An 18243-nucleotide genomic window follows, 5' to 3' on the forward strand; every position below is an offset into this window, starting at 1 on the left:
GCGGAAGCCGGGCCTTTCCGCGTCCGGGCGACCACTCGAGCGAGGTGGACCTCAGGCCAGGGCGTTACGGCTCCGCTTCGGTGTCGGGCGCGCACACCACATCGGCCGCCGGCAATACCCCGTCGGCGAAGTACCCGTTGATGGCCGCGCCGACGCAGCGACTGAGGCCGGGACGAAAAGTCATGTGAATCCGCACGTTCGCCAGTGTGACGAGGCGGGACGAGCTCAGATCACGATGCAGGGCGAGGGCGTGATCGTACGGCGTGCGCGGATCACCGGTCGCCTGCACGATGAGCGCCGGAACCGAATTCCGCACCGTGGTAGCGCTTTCCACGGGCGGGGGCCAGAAGGCGCAGGGTTGAATGTTCGCCGCCAGTGCGCCGAATATCGGCTGTGTGGCGCGACGTTCCTCGATCTCCGACCAGTATCGCGCCGGATCGGCGGGCGCGGCATCGTCACCGCAGGCGACGAACGCCAGTGCCGAATCCTCGTAGTGCCGAAGGGTATCCAGCGTATCCGCCAGCCAGGGTGTGTGGTCGGTGACGGGCGTTCCGCTCACCGCGGCCCGCAACTCGGCGACGGTGTCGGCGGCCTTCCCGTTCAGCCGGAAGTTGCCCAGCAGGTTGTGCAGGAGGAACGGCAGCCAATGATCGTCGACGGCGAAGCCGTTCACCGTGACCGGCCGACGAGCGAGGTCGTTCACCAGCTGTTGGACGGTGGCGCGGACCTGCGCCGCCGTCGTACCGAAGTGATAGTCCGGATCGTGCCGGGCGGCCCATCCGGCCCAGTCGTCGAGTGCCGCCTCGTCGGCGGCGCCCCAGTCACGCACCATCCCGGTCCAGTACCGGTCCGGATCGATCGCACTGTCGAGCACCATGCGATCGACCGACCGCGGAAACATCTGCGCGAACACCGCACCCAGATAGGTGCCGTAGGAGACGCCGTAATAGCTCAGCGCCGGTTCCCCGAGGACGCGCCGGATCACCTCCATATCGCGAGCCGTGTTGCGGGTCGTCACCTGCCGCAGCGCGGCGGAATCGCCTGCCAGACAAGCCATCGCCAGACGCGCGGCGCGAGCGGTGTCGGCCAGGAATCCGTCCAGCCCGACCCCGGCGGAACGAATCATCTCACCGATCGGCCAGCCGCAGCTCCGGCCGCCGCCGGACCGCCCGACACCGCGTGGATCCATGCCGATCAGGTCGTAGTGCGCCCGAACCTCCGGCGCCAGAACGTCTCCCAGCAGATCGATCGTGTCCAGCCCCGAGGCCCCGGGCCCGCCGGGATCGGCCAGCAGGACGCCACGCCTGCGGTCCGGATCGGTCGCCGGCACCCGGGATATCGCGATGTTCAGGGTCCGGCCGTCGGGGTCGGCGTAGTCCAGCGGGACCCGCACTGCCGCGCAGGAACCGCCGACCGCGTCCAAGGTGTCGAGACCACACGGCTTCCAGTTGGCCCGCTGGCGGTAGAAGCGGTCCATGCCCGTGACGGGCGACGGAACCGCCGCACCGGAGGTGACGAGCACGGCCGCCACCGCCAGCACGGCCGCCGTCCAGCGAAACACCCTCGACATCAACAGGTTCCGGCCCTGCGAGCGCCACACTCGTCCACGTCGCCACGGTAGCCGAGGGATTCGGGGTCGCCCGTGGCGGGAAGAATCCGGCGCCCGCCTACCGGTCGCCGATCAGCAGAGTCTGGGTGCTGCGGCCGACCGGACCCTTCTCGTCGTAGAGCCGGGATTCGGCCATCCCGATGCCACTGCGTTCCGGATAGGTCACCGCATCCAGGCAGACCCACTCCCCCACCGGTTCACGATGCAGCGTGACGGTGAGGTCGGTATTGATGAAAAGGTAACGCTCCCAATCCAATACCGCGCTCACGCCGTTACCGGAATCGGCCGCCGCGAGAGTCCGCTCCAGGGGACTGGGAGTGGTTCCGGCGACGATCGGATAGCGCAGCTTGATCCAGCAGACCGCCGGACCCGGCTGCTGGAAGGAGCCGGCGACGAAGCGGTAGTCGATTCCGGTGTGGAATCCGACGGGCTGATTGCTGGGGAACTCCCCACTCTGTGCCACGGTGTCCGGCCCGGGATACGCGCCGGCCGCCACCGCATCCGGCGGCACCTCGACCTCCGGATCGGCCACCCGCAGCCGCCACGCGTTCGCCTTCAACACCGGTCCACGGTCGGTGGCGACGGTGGCCTCGATCAACTCCACGCTGCGCCCCGGCCGCACCACCCGCGCCTCGGCCCGCAGCGGCGCGATCGGGACCGGCCCGAGAATCTCGACCGCCACCCGCCCGACCCGGAAACCGGGCCGCGGCTCACAGCGCTCGATCACATGCCCGAGCAGCGCCGACGGCGGCCCCGCATGCTGCGCGTCCGGCGACCACGGACCCCGGGTCAGCTCGGTGGAGTGGAACAGCACGGGATCCGAGGGATCGGGTCGATAGAAGGCCTCCATGGATCCTTATTACCGCACCGGCCCGGCACCGCCCTGCTCGCCCTGACCGGCGCGGTGCCTCAGCCCGTGGGTTGTTCCCACTTCTCGCCGTCACTCTCGGTGCCGGCGGGACAGCCGGTGGGTGTGCGGCGCTCGGGTGCGATCGGATACATCACCAGGCATTTCGGCGGCAGGTCGGGATCGTTCAGATCCGAGGTGACGAGCACGCCGATCGAGGCGCCAGTCGCGATTCCGCCCGGGCCGTCGAAACGCAGCTTGCCGGTGATCGTGTCGGCGTCGAGATCGGGACGCCGCAGTTCCAGGCCGATGGCCGCGCGGTCGATCGCGCCGTCCGCGGCCGACCGCTCCGGCCGGGACCGATTACGCTGCACGGCCCGGAGGAACAGTTCGGCGACGTCGAAGGTGATTCCGGTGCGGTCGCCGGGCCAGCTCTCGTGAAAATGCGGCAGGTCGCGCCGCAACTGCGTCAGCTCCGCGCACAGGCTGCGCAGGCTCAGGCCCGCGTGCTCCATGCGGTCCGGCGCGCCGTCGCGCACGCAATTGCTGCCCGCCAGCAGCGCCGGTACCCCCTTGGCGACGTATCGGACCGGAAATCCGATCGGCGCGGCATTCTGCACCAGCTTGTCCGACACCGCGCGGGTCGCGGTGTCGTTGGCCAGGATCGGCGGCGGGGCGTCACCACAGTGTTGAGCGGCCACGTTGACGAACGGCCCGAAATCCGGATTGCGGCCGGCGAAGAACAACAGCGTCCGCGGCGCGTCGGGGTCCGCCGGTGCGCACGGCAGCGGCAGACCGTAGATCTGCTGCTGTTCGGACCACGTGTAGACGTCGCCGAGCATATGTCGCTGCGCCAGTACCGCTTCGAGGTCGTCGGCCAGAGTCCGCACGTAGATGTCGTCGCGATCCGTCGGTGCGTAGACCGTCACCTTGTCGTAGCGGCGGGTGCCGTCCGCATTCCTCGCGCCCGCGGCGTACTCCGCGACGAGTTCGGCCTGGGCGTGGTTGTCGGGGACGGGTTGGAAGTAGGTGGGCGACACGGCGTCGAGCCCGTCGGCCGACAGGGTGGTCGCCATCGTGGGAACCCCCAGCTCACCCAAACGCGCGATGGCTCTGCGGGTTTCGGCCGTGCTCCGGTCGAGTCCGATCACACCGACCACGGTCGGATCCGATCGCACCAGCCGGCTGATCTGGTGCTCGACCACCCAGGTCGCGTATCGCATGGTCGATCCGCCGTTCGCGATCACGATGCGCAGCAGCGGTTCGGACTCGCCGTTCTGCTTGTTCGCCCGCCGCTGCTGAACCGCCAGGCCCGCCAGTTCCTCGGCCTGGGCGTGGGGGTAGCGCACGTTGCGGTCGGTGTAGGTCATCCCGGCGAAGTAGATCAGGGTGACGAGCGGACGGCGGGGATTGTCGTGGCGCAACCGCGCGGCCACGGTGTTCTGGCGGAACACCTCGCGCTCCATCTCGACGAGTTCCTCGTCGTCGGCGAAAACCTGTGCGGCACCGGCACTCAGCCCGATGCATTCGGTTCCGCGGACCACGACATCGACACCCGCGTGCCACGGCCACGCGGTGCATCCGACGGCGATGCGAGGCTGGACGGCCGTGACCGTCGCGGCTACCAGGGCGGCAACGGGAAGCAGGGCGATCACGGTGACCACCGACCGTCGCGCCGCCCACGGCGGCGCCGGCGGCTGCGCCAGCTCGGCGTGCTCGAACGGTTCGAGCGTGCCGGACAGCGAATCCGGTAGGGGCAGGCTGAGATACCAGCTGTCCGTGCGGCGGCGGCGACGGCGCCCATCGATATCGGCCTGCCAGGAGCTCAGCGGATCATCGCGAGAGTCCAGCGATTCGAAGTGCAGGTGCGGGTGCTCGACGGAATCCTCGATGCGCGAGATCAGCGCGAGCGGATCGAAAAGCCCGGTCTCGTTGCGGATCTCGTTGACGTAGCGCATCAGGCCGGTAGCGCTGTCCCCCGGTTCGACGCCATCGAGCAGCGCCACCGGATATGCGGTGCGACGCCAGCTCGACGGACGCCACAGCCTCCGGCGATAAGCGACGCGCAGATCTTCCAGAAAGGCGTTGACCAGCAACTTCGCGATCTGCTCGTTGTTCTCCCGGCGGCGCATCGGCTCGGCGAGACGCACCCCGAATCCGACGAAACTGTTCGACAGCCGTGGCGTCAGATAGCGCTGGTGCATGAACCAATAGCTCACCGGCGACAACCCCGGCACATGCGAACTCACGAACAGCCACAACCGCACGATCGGCCACATCGACAGCACCACCGTCAGCACCCGGGAGACGGTCCCTCCGATGGCGCCGAGTGCCGTGGTCGAATGCTCGGCGGCCGGCCCACGGCGCAGCAGTTCCGGCAACCGCTCGCGCAATTGCGCCGACGCCTCGGTCGCGGCCCCCTCGAGCCGTTGCCGCATGAGCCAATCGGCAGTGCGGTAGCGCGGAAAGGGTATGGGCCCCATGGCCGTGTCGTCACTGGAGAAGCACTTGTAGAGCTCCTGCAGCAGGGCCAGGAAACGCGGATCCAGCTCGTCTGGGCCCTCCGGTGGGTGGTCCGGCGTGGACGGCTCGAGTTTCGGAATCTGCACCACCGCACGCGGAACCGCGCGGCGGCTGCCCGGGGAGGCCAGCCAGTCACCACAGCGCCGCAGCAGGCCATCCGCGGAAAGCGGTGCGGCGCTGCTGATCAGGCAGACGATCGGCGGCGGCGTTCGCCTGGTCTTGCGGTAGCGGAACAGCACCGGCAGCACCCGCGGTCGCTCGTCGGGCACCGTCACCCGGCGCAGCAGATTCTGGATCCTGCGAACGTCGCCTCGTACATCCGGCATGCGTCGCCCCCTCCGCAGCGTCTGCGCTCCCCGTCGCCTTTCGAGTACCCGGGACTGTACTCAACTACGCCCACATCGGCAGGCCTCGCCGGAACGCGCCGATGCCGGCCGGCGGTCGGCTACCGGGGAGGGCGGCCGGAAGGTACGCCCGCGGTCGCGGCGCTACTCCGCCGAGGTATGCAGGCGTGCGCTGAGGAACTCGAGAATTTCGTCGCGGGCCGTGCGGGTGGGGTGGCCCTGCTCGTCGACGAAATGCGCGGTGACGATGCTGTGCGGGGTCTGGACCACGTCGCGGAAGAACGGCGGCGGGGCGGGGTTGGCGGATTCGCCCGGCAGCACGCGGCCGTCGAAGGCGTCGCCGAGCAGCGCCCGGTAGGCGGCGAAGCGACGGCCGGTGCACCAGCGGTCGTTGTCGAAACGGTAGGCCAGGACCGTCAGACCGTCGCGCTGGATGCGGTCGCGGATCGCGGCCGCGTCCTCGTCGCTCACCTCGATGCCGGCGGGATCGTCCAACGGCAGCGAAGGATGATTCACCACCGGGGCGACGACCGACGGTTCGAGCGTCATGGTGAGCGCGAAATTGCCGGTGAAACACAGGCCGAGCGCGCCGACTCCCGGACCGCCGCATTCGTCGTGGGCCATCCGCGCGAGCCCGCGCAGCCATCGGGTGACAGGACTCGTGCCGCCGCCCGCGAACGCGCGGAATTCGGCACTCACACACGCGCGGCGGACTACTTCGGCGCCCTCCTCGGCCGTGGGATAGGCGCCGTCGACGCCGAACAGCGAGGGGAGGTAGACGGTGAACCCCGCGTCGCGGATCCAGCGCGCGAGCCGGAGGACGTCGGGGCTGATGCCCGGCATCTCCGGCATCACCACCACGGCCGGGCCGGATCCGGCCGTGTAGACGGTCTTGCTCACCCCGTCCACGTCGACCAGGCGGGGCGCGAAAGCGGCGATCGGGTTGTCGTCGGTATCCATGTGGTCAGCCTCGGCCGGAATCGGCGGGAAGGCGATCGGCGGGATCGCCATGTTCGAGGGTAATCTCGCCATCGGACGAGGAGGCGGGTCGTGAGCGCGTATCGAGTGGGAGTGCTGGCGTATCCGGGCTGCTTCGCCTCCGAGGTGTTCGGGATTCCCGATCTGCTGACGATGGCCGCGCATGTCGCCGGTCCTGATCGCGCCGGTTACGAGGTGACCGTGATCTCGCCGCGGCGCCGGGTGGTGGCGTCGGGCGGTGTGGCACTGTCGGTTTCGCCGTTGCGCGAGGTCGATATCCTCGTGGTGCCGGGCTTCGAACTCGTTCCGGGTCTCGACCCGGATGCCCGGCTGCCACCGCTCACCGCCGAGATCGCGGCGATCCGCGCCCATGCCGCCGCGGGCGGAGCCGTCGTATCGATCTGTGTGGGCGCGTTCCTGCTCGCCCGGGCCGGGCTGCTCGCGGACCGGAAGGCGACCACGGCCTGGCTGTTCGCCGACGAACTCGCGCAGCAGTGCCCCGAGGCCGATATCCGGCCCGATCGACTCGTCGTCACCGACCGCGGTGTGACGACGACGGCTGCCTTCAGCGCCATGTACGACTTCGCACTGGACCTCATCGCACGTCACAGCGGCGCGCGGGTCGCGCGGACCACCGCGCGGATCGCCCTCGTCGACGACGCTCGCTCGTCGCAGACCCCGTATGTCGACGCGCGGCTGCTGCCACAGCCCGGAAATACGTTCTCCCGCAAGGTGATGCGTCACCTCGACCGCAATCTCACCGCCCGCTACGACCTCACCGCACTGGCGAGCGCGTTCCACGTGAGCACTCGCACTCTGCTGCGGCGCTTCGCCGACGAGACCGGGCGCAGCCCGCTCGACTATCTGCAGTCCGCACGCGTGCGCCGCGCCCGGCACCTGCTCGAAACCACCGACCGCACCGTCACAGATATCTGCGGCGCCGTCGGCTACCGGGATGCGGGCACCTTCGCCGCCCTGTTCGCCGAACACACCGGTCAGCGCCCCGGGGACTATCGCACCACCTTCCGCCGCACCCGCTCGTGAATCGACGGGCCGCGACCGATGAGTTCCGGCGCGGCATCGCGTCTGTATCTACAGCTCGCAATCCGGGAGAACGGTCAGGGAGGACCCATGAGCACCACAGCACTGCCACCCGTCGTCGACGCCGAGACCTGGCAGCGTGAACTCGACACGCTGCGAAGGCGGGAGAAGGCCGCGACCCGGGAATTGGACGCGATCGCCGCGGCGCGCCGCCGCCTGCCGATGGTGCGGATGCCCGACTACACCCTCGAGAGCGAGAACGGACCGGTCCGGCTGGCGGACGTCTTCGACGGCAAGTCGCAGCTGATCGTCTACAACCACATGTGGTTTCCCGGCGAAACCTGGCAATGCCCCGGTTGCACCGGATTCACCTCGCAATTCACCCGATTGGAGTTCCTGGACAACTGGGACGCCGCCTTCGTCATCGTCACCCAGGGGCCGATCGACGAGGCGCTGGCCTACAAGCGACGCGTCGGCAACACGATGAGCTGGTACTCCACCGCGAACAGCTCCTTCGGCGCGGACGTCGGCGCACCTCCCGGCGGCGGCTTCGCGGTCAACGTCTTCCTGCGCGACGGCGATACCGTCTACCGCACCTGGCACACCGACGGCCGCGGCACCGAACAGCTCGGCTACACCTTCGCCCTGATCGACCTGCTGCCCTACGGCCGCCAGGAGGAATGGCAGGACTCACCCGAGGGATGGCCGCAGTCGCCCACCTACAGCCGGTGGAGTGGATCGAAGGAGATCGCGGCGGCCTACGGCGAGCCCGGCGCCTGAGCGGAACGAGCCTCCGATTCCGTACCCGGCTCCGTCGGTAAGTACCACCCGTACGGGCTCGGAATCGCGCCGGCCGTAGTCAGCGGCGCGTAGTGGCGTCCGTAGAACGTCGCGACGAGATCCCGCCGACTGCGGATGTTCGACTTCGCGAGGATCGACTTCACGTGGTCCTGGACGGTGTACGCCGAGATGAACAGTTGCCGGGCTATCGCGTCCGTCGACGCGCCCCTGAGCACCAGCTCCGTGATTTCGCGCTCCCTCGACGTCAGGCCGTAGGCGCGGACCAGGACGTCGGAGAGGTGGTTTTCCGCGGCGCTCTCCACGATCACCGCGATCTGGCCCGAACCGGCGAGCACCGATCCGTGCACCAGAATCCAGCCGCCGCCGCGTCGGGGTAATCGCGCGTGCGCGGGGCGCTCGCACAATCCGGCGGCCGCCGATCGAGCGGCCGCGGCGATGGAGCGGAAAACGCTGGGAACCGCCCCTGGTTCGGCGATTTCCGCAAGCCAGCGCTGGGCCGCCGGGGTGACGTCGCCGAGTGTGCCCTCCGGATCGACGATCGCGATACCGGGGCCGGCCACCTCGTCGATCGCACGGTCCACCGCGGTGTGCAGCATCGCGCGGCGCAAGCCGTCTGCGATCAGTGGCGCAACCTGCGCGATCGCCCGAACATCATCGGGTCCGAACGGATTTCCGTGGGTCCGGTATCCGACCAGCGTTCCCCAGCAGCTCCCACCGTCGAGAAACGCCGCCCGGATCTCGTCGATCACGCCGAGCGGCGCGAGCACCGTGCGCCATCGCGGCGAGCGCCGCAGTTCACCGCCCGTCGCCGCGTACAACGTCGCGACCGGTGGAGACGCGGCCGCCAGCGCCCCGAACGTATTGATGTCCGGGACACGGAACTCGCTGTCGAACAGGGCCGCCTCGGTCCGCGGGTCCTCCTCCCGTCCGCTGACCACGCAGCTGGTGAACAACAGCGTGGCGGGGTCTGTCGTCGACCAGGCCGCCATATCCCACGACACCACGCGGCCCACTGCCGCATCGAGCGCGTAGCGAAGCTCGTCGAGCCCGAGTCCCTGGTGGCTCAGGCGCACCACTTCCCGCGCCAGCCGTGTTTCACCCACGGAGCAACGGTAGCGTCCCCCCGGGCACCGCAGAATCCCAGGAAGTAGGGATGGCCGTGCCACTCGTTCGGATCGCACGATCGAGACATGGCAACAGAAGACACGGCAACGGCCGGCACCATCGAGCAACGCAACATCGCCGCGATGCGACGCATCTACGGCGAAATCTTCGACGAGGGACGACTCGAGTTGATCGACGAGCTCTTCGATCCGAACATGGTCAACCACACCGCCCCCGAGGCTCACCGCCACGGCACCGCGCCCGTCAAGGCATTGGTGTCGATGCTGCGGTCCGCATTTCCCGATGGCCGAACCGAATTCGAGGATTTCACCGCAGCGGGCGACGTGGTCGTCGGACGCAATTGGTACAGCGGAACCCATGTCGGCGAGTTCATGGGCAATGCCCCCACCGGCCGAACGTTCCGGTTCCGCCAGATGCATTGGATGCGGTTCGACCAGCACGGGCGCGTCGTCGAGCACTGGGGCGTTCGTGACGACGTAACCCACCTGCAGCAGCTGGGAATTCTCGGCTGACGCCGCCACCCTCGTCCGCATCGGAATGCCCCTCACCTGCGATGCACGGTGAGGGGCCGCTGTGGCGATGCCCGACGGGACTACAGCACCGGCGGGCGCTGATCGTCGGCCTCGGCCCGCACCGCGTCCTCGAACCCCGACTCGTATTCCTCGCAGTACAGCAGTCGGCAGCCGCGGATCGCGTCCAGCAAATCCTCCAGCAGATCGACGGCCGGACGGCCCGGATCGAGGCAGGAGATCCGGAATTCGTCGGTGAGCGCGGTCAGGCCCTCCTCGTCGAGTTCCTCTCCGCGCAAGCGCCTTTCGATCGCCTCGGCGGCCTCGACGATCCGGACCGGGTTGCGCACCCGGCCCTCGGCGGCGGCGAGCGCGTCGGCGATCAGGTCGACCACCACGGCGGTCGGGCTCTCGCCCGCACACAACCGCTCCAGCACCAAAGTCGGCGTCTCCACCTGCAGCGCCTCCAGATTGTCGGCCTCCGCGACCACGTGCACCGGATGCACCTCGGCGGCCTCGGAAGCGACCTCAGCGGCGAGGTACAGCCAGCGCGCGGCGGCCACCGCGGCGGCGGCCGGGTCGATATCGGTGAACCGGTCGAGGGAGGCGAGCGGGTCGGCATACAGCAGCGCATCGGCCGCGTGCACCTGCACCGGCGAGATGTCCGCCCGCGACAACTCCACCGCCTGCCGGGCTCGCCCGGACAGATCGCCCAGTTCCGCGGCCTCGATCGCCGCCTGTTCGGTCCGCACCTCGGCGACCAGCGCGTCCACCAGCGTCGCATCGCCGATCAGATGCGCCACCCGCCCGATCCGATGCGCCGCCTCCTCGACCACGCTGTAGGACACCGCCATCATCCCGTCCTCGTCCGGCAGATTCGGTTCCCGGACAGCCGCCTCCACCTCACGGAACCGATTGCGCTCCTCGGCCCGATGCCACGCCACACTGTTCGGCACCTCCGGATCCCCCGCCGCCGACGCCGGATGCGTGTAGGTGCGCCACTGATACTCCGACAGTTTCGTCAGCGCCGCCGCCAGCGCGAGCGCGACCTCGGGTTCGACCGTCCGCGACAGGGGCGCGATGGTCTCGGCCACGTCTCCCCCACCGGTTCCCCACGTCGCGACAAGTGCGCCGGCCCCCGCGTCGTATGCATACCGCGTCACGACCTCAGTTCTACCCTCGTGCATGAAAAAGGCCCCTCACCTGGGGCTCAGGTGAGGGGCCTGTGGTGGACCTCGCAGGAAACTACTCGAAACAAGCACACCTACTGGAACGCCTGGTCCTGACATCGCAACACGCCGAGAGCAATAACCAACCAGTGCTCCAAGCACCGGCCGCGCCGCCGAGAGCGATCCGCAAGAAGCACGTCACCGCGACCGAACGGGCAGAGATCGTCGCGAAGTACGAGGCCGGCGCATCATTGGTTCAGCTGAGGACCGAACACCACATGGCCAAGCGGACCGTGACCAAGCTGCTGCGGGAGGCCGGTGTGACCATCCGTCCGCGGGGTGGGCAGCGGCATTGAAATCGCGAGACTGTTCAACGTCTAAACAGCTCGTTCAGCACAGTGCGAGAGGTATTGCTGACGCGGGGAGTTGAAATGCGGGCTGCGTGGAGATGACGGTTACCGCGATCGGACCAGACCGCCAGCCACCTTCACAGATTCGTCGGCCACGTTTCGCCGCTAGACGCCTTAGGTCAAGCTACGCCAACGGCCGCTCCCTCTGCTCGGTCGCCACCAAGCTCGGGAACTCCCGCAGCGGCGTCTGCGAAACCTCGTCGCTCGCGGCACCCCAACGCGGGACCGACGAAAGCCGACCGTGGTCGTCGGTGATCGACGAGTGAGGCCCCCGCAGCGGCGCGCTCCCGTTCGACATACACACCACAGTCATCCGTCGAAGTGACCACTTGCATAACACGATGTGCACGCTAGACTTCTGAATAGTCGCTCGACGCCGCGCGGCGACCAACACCAACAGTGAGAGCCAGTGCTGGCGCTCACCCGAACTGAGGATGTGGTGACCATGCCCCGGGAGCCGATCACACTCTCCCGCCTGTCCGATCCGAAACCGGACACTGCGACCGAACAAGAGTTCGAAACCGTGAGGTCATGGGCGCGCAATTGGCTGAGTAAGGCTCATCCAGACCTGGGCAGAAACGGGCCCGTGTGCCCGTTCACCGGCCCCTCGATCAGCAAAGACCTGTTCCTCGTATCGTTCGTCCGCGGCGCGGCCATCGACCGCGATGCGATGGGCGAAATCCTTACGGAGGTGGCGCGAATCTTCCCTGGCCTGCCGCCCGAGAAGGGGCCCGAGGTGGTATTCAAGACCGTCGTGCTCATACTTCCCGAGGTCACAGACTTTCAGGCCATCGACAGCGTGCAGTTGGAGTACAAAAATCTCTTCATCCGGTCCGGACTTATGGTCGGACAGTTCTATCCCGGTTGTCCCCAAGAGGGCCTGTGGAATGCCGCATTCAAGCCGCTGGACGCTCCGTTGCCGATGCTCGCCATCCGGTACATGGTCAGTTCCGATTATCCGTTCCTGTGCGGCAACGAGGAGTGGATGCGCGTGTACTTCTCGCAGTTCGCGCCGGACATCCCCTCCCGGGTACGGATCGATATCATCCGACGCGTTACCGCCGCCTAACTCACGGAAGTCGAGCAGGGGGCATCGACACCCTCAGCGTGGCCTCGGGCCTGGAGTATGCGATAGTCGCAACTCCGGGCCCGTCCTCGTTTCCTCATGCAGGGACACCCGTGACTGGACGTCGAGACGACGCCTTGCACCCGACACCGATGTTGCGTCGTCCGGTATCATTCGAGGTGCATCATTTTGGCACGACGGAAGTCGGGCGGCATACGTCGCCTCGATAAACGTGCCGAACCACCATCCCTTGTCATGAGATTCAGACTGACAAGTCGAGGGAGCCGCTTCGCAGCGATCGAACAAAGCTTGGCGAATTGCCGAAGGACGTCGGAAGCGCCGGCACTGGGCCAGTCACCTCTGCCTTGAACCCCTCACACTTCGGCCCGGCGTAAAGCCCGCACCTCTGATCACGAACAAGCGCCCGTCGCCTCTCACGGAAACTATTATCTAAGGCTCGTCTTCCGTAGAGAGCAGCATTTCAACGTCGCACACCACTAGTCAACATAGCGTACCTGCCGACTATCGCGTTTATCGCCCTCACGCATTCATCGAGAAAGCTGGTAGTTAAAGTTCAATAGTTGTACAATAAATTCATTATGAGCATAATACATGAGCGCGTGCAAAAACATCTCGACGCCACCGAAGTGCCGCACCAAATTCGGCCACACATGAATGCTGGACGAAAAATTCGCTCCCCAAATGACTTCGCGGAATCCCTCGGATACGAGTTAGGCAGAGTTACCAAGTCAGTTTTCTGTCGTTCTCACACCGGAAGCACCTACGCAGTTCTTGTCGCGCCGATGGATCGAAGAATCAAATTCAAAGACGCGGCCGATATTCTTGGATGTGGACGTCTCGAATTAGCGAACGCCGACGATCTGCTAAACGTTACTGGCTACCCGAAGCACGGGGTATCGCCGTTTGGTCTAGGCCCAAACGTGGCCGTAGTTGTCGACCGTGGTCTGCTCGGCTACATGACCGTGCTCGTCGGCGGCGGCGCCGTGGGTGTTGAAATAGAAGTAGACCCATCGCATCTGACCCAAGCAACCAATGCGATAGTAATTGACCTCTCAGAATAGCGACCTAGCGGTCGGCTGGCAGCGATCAGCCGACCGCATCGCGGCAAGAGATCAACGTACTCATGTGGTTTCGTCGACGTCAGTAGATGACGCTCCGCTGCGACGAAGATATTCATGTGACACTAAGACAGCGATACCCATCTGTGCTTCATCGGCCGTCAGGTCGTGGGCTGTGGTTATGTCATCCGAGCCAAAATGCATTGTCGCCCAAGTGAGCCATACTGAAGCCATATAATTCAGGATCAGCTGGGCGACGGTCGATCCACATTCTGGAGAAAGTCCATCGTCAAGAGCAATACGCTGACACAGAGTATCGATACGGCGTTCGAATTCGACTTGCGCTTTCGAATTCTCAGTCAAATCAAATGCTTGCTTACGTCGCATGAAAAGTAGTGCGCATGTCGCAGCAACTCTCAAATCTGGGTCGTCTCGCATTTCCCAGATGGCAGCGGTGTCCTGCAATAGAATTCTGCGAGCATCCATTTGAGGTGATCCGAATGAAGCACGAGCAACCTGCTTAGTGACTTCCCCCCAGCACCATGCGTCTGTGGCTGTCCATACTTTTTCCAGGTTGCCGTACTGTCGGAAGAGTGTACTCTCAGTGATGCCAGCGCGCTCTGCAATAGCCGCAGTGCGAACCTTTCGCGCCCCATGTCGAAGAAGCAGCTCCGCAGTCGCAAGCGGAACTGCATCAACTCGCTCCACAAGTTTCATGACACCGACACCTTCCTTAGACGCAAACCCATGTGAAGCATTGTGTGATTGGCCTGATTCATAACTATCTCGCCGGCCTTTGTGATACCAGGCCACACTTTGCTTCCGCCGTCCTGATATGTGTCTCAATAGTTATTTCGGGATGGAAGGGTGCGGTGCGCGCAAACATCTCGCGCGCCCCCTCCTCGCCTCGCTCGACTAGCACATTCACTAGATCATGCAGAAAGAGGAAGTGGTCCAGGTACCGGGACGGCCCAAACCACTCAGGGCGTTCGGTGGTGTCAGCTGGCATGCTAAACCCCTTCCGTGTGCGAACACTAGCATAGAGCAGCCGGGATACAAGCGAAAGGCATAGCAGCAACTTGCGCCGGCGGTGGTGCCAGTTGCCGGCAGATAGGGCGGCAAGCCTGGGGTGACACACCCGCCATGTCGGGCACCTCGCCCCGCTGGCGAGTCGAAGGTAGGACTTGGGGTCTCCGAAGCGTCCGCGGTGCGCCATTCGCGAGCCTCCTTCGATGGCTGAAGGCTTCCATTCGGCCCGAGCTCACCTCAAAGAAGCTGATGGCGAGACTACAGACTCCGCACGTGAACTACAAGCCTTGAGACTCCTAGTCTCATTCGCGCGGCGCTTTCCTTCCCAGCTACGCCGAACGGTGGGACGAGGAGGAGGGGAAGCCGCAGCGTTCGACGGTCTTACAGCTCGGTGGCCGGCTTCAGCTGCACTTCTTCCGCAGCCGTCCACTCCGGGTCGGCTTCAACCATGAGATCCAGGATGCCGAGAAAAGCGACTGCGGCGAGATGCCACTCGACTGGCTTGTCGTCGATACCGGGTAGCAAAATCGGCGACCGGACGATCGCCGGATTGGTGATCCGCCGTCCGATCATCCCCTCAATCAAGGAAGATGCCGTCGTAGCGAAGGTGCGCAGGTCGAATTCGGCCTTCATGCGAAGACCGAGTATCGACATCATTTCCTGGTAGAAGGTCACCATCCGGTCGATGAAATGAGATTCTGCCGTCTGCAGGGCTCGAAGCAATCGGTCATGATCTTCCGCCTGGAGAGCCGGCAGCGTGGCGACCAGCGCTATGAACGTTCGCCAGGACAGCGATTCGGCGATCGCGTGGAAGTTGCGTTCGACACCTTGCCGCACTGCTTCTTGAAGCACGGCTCGTCGACCACCAGGAGTCCCAAGCCTATCCTGATACCGCAGTACGACAGCCGTGGTCACGTCCAGAGTGTCCTGGTCGAACGCGACGCCCAGTGACTGCTCGGGTTCGATCATTCGCTCCATCAAGTCGAGGTAGAACGCCTCGCTAGTCGCCCAGACCCGTCGGACGGAGCTGCGCGGAACATCTGCAATCCGAATCAGTTCCTCTAGGCTGAGATGGGCCAAACTCACTGTCAATCCAGTGTCCCGCAGCATGTCCACCGCTACGTCGAGCAGGCGCTCTCGCAGTTCGGGCCTTGTTAGCCGCCGGCGCTGACGGCCTGTCCCCGTTGCCCACGCGTGCCCCTCGTCATCTACACCAGACCGATCTGACACGACGATTCTCCTCCATTTGAGACTTGAAGTCTCAAGCCTTGTGCCGCGGGAACTTCACCACAGGTTCTCACGACATGGCAGAAAGCGGACAACTGCGTTCTCAGGTGCGGCAGAGAGCGTGACCTCGCCGATACACCTCAAGGAACGCGATGCGAAAATGCTCCGCCAGCTTTCCCAAGCGACGCGGCTGTGACCGCGCAACGGCATGAGCTCCAAGTATGAGTTAACCGGCGAAATCTGGATCAGGCTCAGTCATCCCGTCGACCACCGCGAGGAACCCGACAGCGGCAACATGCCACTCGACTGGTTCATCAGTGATGCCCGGCATCAGAACGGGCGTATTAACGATCATGGGGTTAGTCCACTGCCGGCTGATATGGCCTTCGACGACCGACGAGCCGGTGAGCGCCAGCATTGTCCCGTTGAATCCCGGCTTGAATCGCAGCCCTAACTGCGGAATCAGGCTCTCGTAGAAGGCGGCAAGCCGACTCTTGAACTGTTGTTCAATCCCGCGCAGGAGACGAAGTATTCGCTCTTGGTCCGCGCCGACCAAGCTCGGCAAGGTTGCCACTAAGGCGGTGAAGGTGCGGTAGGACAAGGCAGTGGTCACGGTAGCGACGTTGCGCTCGATTGCTCGCCGGACCGCTTCGCGCAAGACGGCTCGCCGCCCCTCGGCGGTCGCCAGTCGGTCTCGATGCTCGTCGATGATGACCGCGACCACCAGAAGCGTTTCCTCGTCGAAAGCTCCGTCCTTCGTCGCGGGCTCGATCATCTTCTCCATCAGATCGAGGTAGAAGGCTTCCTTCGACTCCCATTCGCGATAGACAGAGCTCCGCGGAACGTCAGCGAGGCGGATTAGCTCTTCCATGTTCAGGTGAGCCAAACTAACCGTGAGCCCCGTCTCCTGAAGCATGTCCAGGGCAGTATCGAGAAGCCGTTTGCGCAAGTCATCCGACGACAAGCGGCGCCTCTTGCCGGCCGGCTTCGCCCATGAGCGCCGCTCCGCCAGGAGGTCAGGGTGGGACACGGTACTTCCTTCGTTTGAGACCAGCAGTCCAAAGTTCTAGATCCTGAACTCCGAGCTTTAGCCTATGAGGAAGGTTCTCACAGGTTGCAGGTGCGGATCAAGCAAAGCGACTGGTGGGCGGTTCGCGTAAGCAACGCCAGAGCGCAGCGCCTACTGACTGTGGTCCAGGATGCCGATGTGCGCATGTGCGCAAGCGATAAACCAGAGATGCTTTCCGACCCGATAACTCGAAGTTGCTCCATGACTCACTGAACTAAACGCGCAACTCTACCGCGGCTGCGCGAGCGCCTATTCAGAGTTTCTTCTCTATCTATTGCCACGTACTCAATGTCCAGAAAATACCGTCGCTACCCTTAATGCAATCAAATACGCTAGCAGCTATTCGGAATAGCTTAATTATGGTATTATACAAGCAAATATGCCGCGCAGGTTAAGCCCAGAACAAGTCCGCGATGAAGCTCATTTCGAGCTACAACAGGCTCTACGAGCCGAAATCGGCGCCTTGACGCTACGGCTATTGGAATTGGGAGCTGTCGACAAGCTGTCTAGCAAAGAGTTGGAGCCGGTCGTGCAGGCGTGGCAGCGAGCTCTTGCACATCGGACCACCTCGGGCAGCAATGTTAATCCGAATCGTACAGTGAATTTCAGCGAATAATTATCCGCTACCTGACTTTTTGTCGCGCCTTCGTTTTCGTCCAGGCCCAACCCAAACCACGCCTTCTTCGCGCGCGTCCACCTTGACGTTGATAGTGTCCGCGCCCACCGGCTTCGCCAGCCCTTCGCCGATCTCCACAATGCCGCCGGCACCCGCTCGACCTGCGAGCACCCCGACACCTCCCGCGCCAGGCCGGGTCCAGAAATGGAAGAGCGGCCCTATCCTCCACGATGTCCTGACGGCACCCGTTTCGAGTAAGGCCGCTGTGGTCGGCCTTCTCGAACGCTACTCAAAACAGTGGTCAGCCCGAGACCTCGCGCGGATTGTCCAGCTCGTCGATTCTTCGCCCCGCCGACCAGCCACTTCGCCGCCAAAGCCTCGCAGCCTGACCCGACGCTTGCCGCCGGAAACTGTTGCCGAGCTGGTCACTGCCTACCAAGCGGGCACGCCCACACCCGAACCTGCAAGCGCTACGACATCTCCAAGGCCAGCATCTTGAAGCTGCTCGCCGAGCATGGCGTCACGATGCGCCGCCAGCCACTTACGCCTGACCAGATCAACCAAGCCGCCAAGCTGTACGCCGACGGCAACTCCCTCCGCACCATAGCCGTCCAACTCGACAGCTCCTTCAGCACCGTCCGCGAAGCGCTCATCGCCCGCGGCGTGCAGATGCGGCCGGCGCGGAAGTAGGGCGGACGCCGTCTGTAGCACACGTTCTGTTACTCCCGCTGTTCACCGTGAAGATGCCATCGGCCACATCACCCTTGCGGATGTGACCGACGAGCAGGCGCAGCCCGCCGA

General features: G+C 65.1%; 16 protein-coding genes. 7 read left to right on the plus strand and 9 right to left on the minus strand.

Annotated elements, in window-relative coordinates:
* Window positions 1–64: 64 nt before the first annotated feature.
* The 4 genes from NN2_RS13830 to NN2_RS13845 form a co-directional block, all read right to left on the minus strand.
* Window positions 65–1570 carry an alpha/beta fold hydrolase gene (locus NN2_RS13830; RefSeq protein WP_063910756.1) on the minus strand — a complete coding sequence of 502 codons (1506 nt, stop codon included), beginning with the start codon at window positions 1568–1570 and terminating at the stop codon, window positions 65–67.
* A 97-nt stretch (window positions 1571–1667) separates the two neighbouring features.
* On the minus strand, window positions 1668–2459 hold the full coding sequence (locus NN2_RS13835; protein WP_063013700.1) for a thioesterase family protein: 792 nt from the start codon (window positions 2457–2459) through the stop codon (window positions 1668–1670).
* A 59-nt stretch (window positions 2460–2518) separates the two neighbouring features.
* A complete protein-coding gene (locus tag NN2_RS13840; protein WP_063013702.1) occupies window positions 2519–5305 on the minus strand; it encodes an ABC transporter substrate-binding protein in 2787 nt (928 codons plus the stop codon).
* A gap of 162 nt (window positions 5306–5467) precedes the next feature.
* Window positions 5468–6334: a dienelactone hydrolase family protein gene (locus NN2_RS13845; protein WP_245658700.1), complete on the minus strand. Its 867-nt coding sequence runs from the start codon at window positions 6332–6334 to the stop codon at window positions 5468–5470.
* Window positions 6335–6373: 39 nt separating this feature from the next.
* On the opposite strand from NN2_RS13845, the gene NN2_RS13850 reads away from it, so the two are divergent.
* Window positions 6374–7345: a GlxA family transcriptional regulator gene (locus NN2_RS13850; RefSeq protein ID WP_063013704.1), complete on the plus strand. Its 972-nt coding sequence runs from the start codon at window positions 6374–6376 to the stop codon at window positions 7343–7345.
* An 87-nt stretch (window positions 7346–7432) separates the two neighbouring features.
* The gene (locus NN2_RS13855) at window positions 7433–8122 is read left to right on the plus strand and encodes a DUF899 domain-containing protein (RefSeq protein ID WP_063013846.1); all 690 of its coding nucleotides are present in this window, start codon (window positions 7433–7435) and stop codon (window positions 8120–8122) included.
* Here NN2_RS13855 and NN2_RS13860 read toward each other — a convergent pair.
* A complete protein-coding gene (locus NN2_RS13860; RefSeq protein ID WP_063013706.1) occupies window positions 8101–9246 on the minus strand; it encodes a helix-turn-helix transcriptional regulator in 1146 nt (381 codons plus the stop codon). The genes NN2_RS13855 and NN2_RS13860 overlap by 22 nt on opposite strands.
* An 87-nt stretch (window positions 9247–9333) precedes the next feature.
* Between NN2_RS13860 and NN2_RS13865 the strand changes: the two genes are divergently transcribed.
* The gene (locus NN2_RS13865; RefSeq protein ID WP_063013708.1) at window positions 9334–9780 is read left to right on the plus strand and encodes an ester cyclase; all 447 of its coding nucleotides are present in this window, start codon (window positions 9334–9336) and stop codon (window positions 9778–9780) included.
* Between the two features lie 80 nt (window positions 9781–9860).
* Here NN2_RS13865 and NN2_RS13870 read toward each other — a convergent pair whose 3' ends face one another.
* The gene (locus NN2_RS13870; RefSeq protein ID WP_218022022.1) at window positions 9861–10940 is read right to left on the minus strand and encodes a hypothetical protein; all 1080 of its coding nucleotides are present in this window, start codon (window positions 10938–10940) and stop codon (window positions 9861–9863) included.
* A 65-nt stretch (window positions 10941–11005) separates the two neighbouring features.
* On the opposite strand from NN2_RS13870, the gene NN2_RS13875 reads away from it, so the two are divergent.
* From NN2_RS13875 to NN2_RS36265, 3 genes are all read left to right on the plus strand, one after another.
* Complete coding sequence (locus tag NN2_RS13875) at window positions 11006–11302, plus strand: helix-turn-helix domain-containing protein (protein WP_155525622.1); 297 nt, start codon at window positions 11006–11008, stop codon at window positions 11300–11302.
* A 463-nt stretch (window positions 11303–11765) separates the two neighbouring features.
* On the plus strand, window positions 11766–12425 hold the full coding sequence (locus NN2_RS13885; RefSeq protein ID WP_063013716.1) for a DUF6875 domain-containing protein: 660 nt from the start codon (window positions 11766–11768) through the stop codon (window positions 12423–12425).
* A gap of 617 nt (window positions 12426–13042) precedes the next feature.
* Window positions 13043–13504: an aminoacyl-tRNA deacylase gene (locus NN2_RS36265; RefSeq protein WP_169812408.1), complete on the plus strand. Its 462-nt coding sequence runs from the start codon at window positions 13043–13045 to the stop codon at window positions 13502–13504.
* Between the two features lie 60 nt (window positions 13505–13564).
* Here NN2_RS36265 and NN2_RS36270 read toward each other — a convergent pair whose 3' ends face one another.
* From NN2_RS36270 to NN2_RS13895, 3 genes are all read right to left on the minus strand, one after another.
* Complete coding sequence (locus tag NN2_RS36270; RefSeq protein ID WP_082856982.1) at window positions 13565–14218, minus strand: TetR/AcrR family transcriptional regulator; 654 nt, start codon at window positions 14216–14218, stop codon at window positions 13565–13567.
* Between the two features lie 693 nt (window positions 14219–14911).
* Window positions 14912–15616, minus strand: a complete 705-nt coding sequence (locus NN2_RS13890) for a hypothetical protein (RefSeq protein ID WP_155525623.1) — start codon at window positions 15614–15616, stop codon at window positions 14912–14914.
* 367 nt (window positions 15617–15983) lie between these two features.
* Entirely contained in the window at window positions 15984–16787 is an 804-nt protein-coding gene (locus tag NN2_RS13895) for a TetR/AcrR family transcriptional regulator (protein WP_063013720.1), read from the minus strand.
* Window positions 16788–17937: 1150 nt separating this feature from the next.
* Here NN2_RS13895 and NN2_RS13900 point away from each other — a divergent pair.
* The gene (locus NN2_RS13900; RefSeq protein ID WP_063013722.1) at window positions 17938–18132 is read left to right on the plus strand and encodes a helix-turn-helix domain-containing protein; all 195 of its coding nucleotides are present in this window, start codon (window positions 17938–17940) and stop codon (window positions 18130–18132) included.
* The last annotated feature ends 111 nt before the right edge of the window (window positions 18133–18243 follow it).

Source organism: Nocardia nova NBRC 15556, from assembly GCF_001613005.1.
In the GTDB taxonomy this organism is placed as follows: Bacteria; Actinomycetota; Actinomycetes; order Mycobacteriales; family Mycobacteriaceae; genus Nocardia; species Nocardia nova.

Bases quoted from the DNA above. Each gene is read 5' to 3' on its own strand.
- NN2_RS13830 (WP_063910756.1), bottom strand. From the start codon at position 1,570: ATGTCGAGGGTGTTTCGCTGGACGGCGGCCGTGCTGGCGGTGGCGGCC.
- NN2_RS13835 (WP_063013700.1), bottom strand. From the start codon at position 2,459: ATGGAGGCCTTCTATCGACCCGATCCCTCGGATCCCGTGCTGTTCCAC.
- NN2_RS13840 (WP_063013702.1), bottom strand. From the start codon at position 5,305: ATGCCGGATGTACGAGGCGACGTTCGCAGGATCCAGAATCTGCTGCGC.
- NN2_RS13845 (WP_245658700.1), bottom strand. From the start codon at position 6,334: ATGGCGATCCCGCCGATCGCCTTCCCGCCGATTCCGGCCGAGGCTGAC.
- NN2_RS13855 (WP_063013846.1), top strand. From the start codon at position 7,433: ATGAGCACCACAGCACTGCCACCCGTCGTCGACGCCGAGACCTGGCAG.
- NN2_RS13865 (WP_063013708.1), top strand. From the start codon at position 9,334: ATGGCAACAGAAGACACGGCAACGGCCGGCACCATCGAGCAACGCAAC.
- NN2_RS36270 (WP_082856982.1), bottom strand. From the start codon at position 14,218: ATGAAACTTGTGGAGCGAGTTGATGCAGTTCCGCTTGCGACTGCGGAG.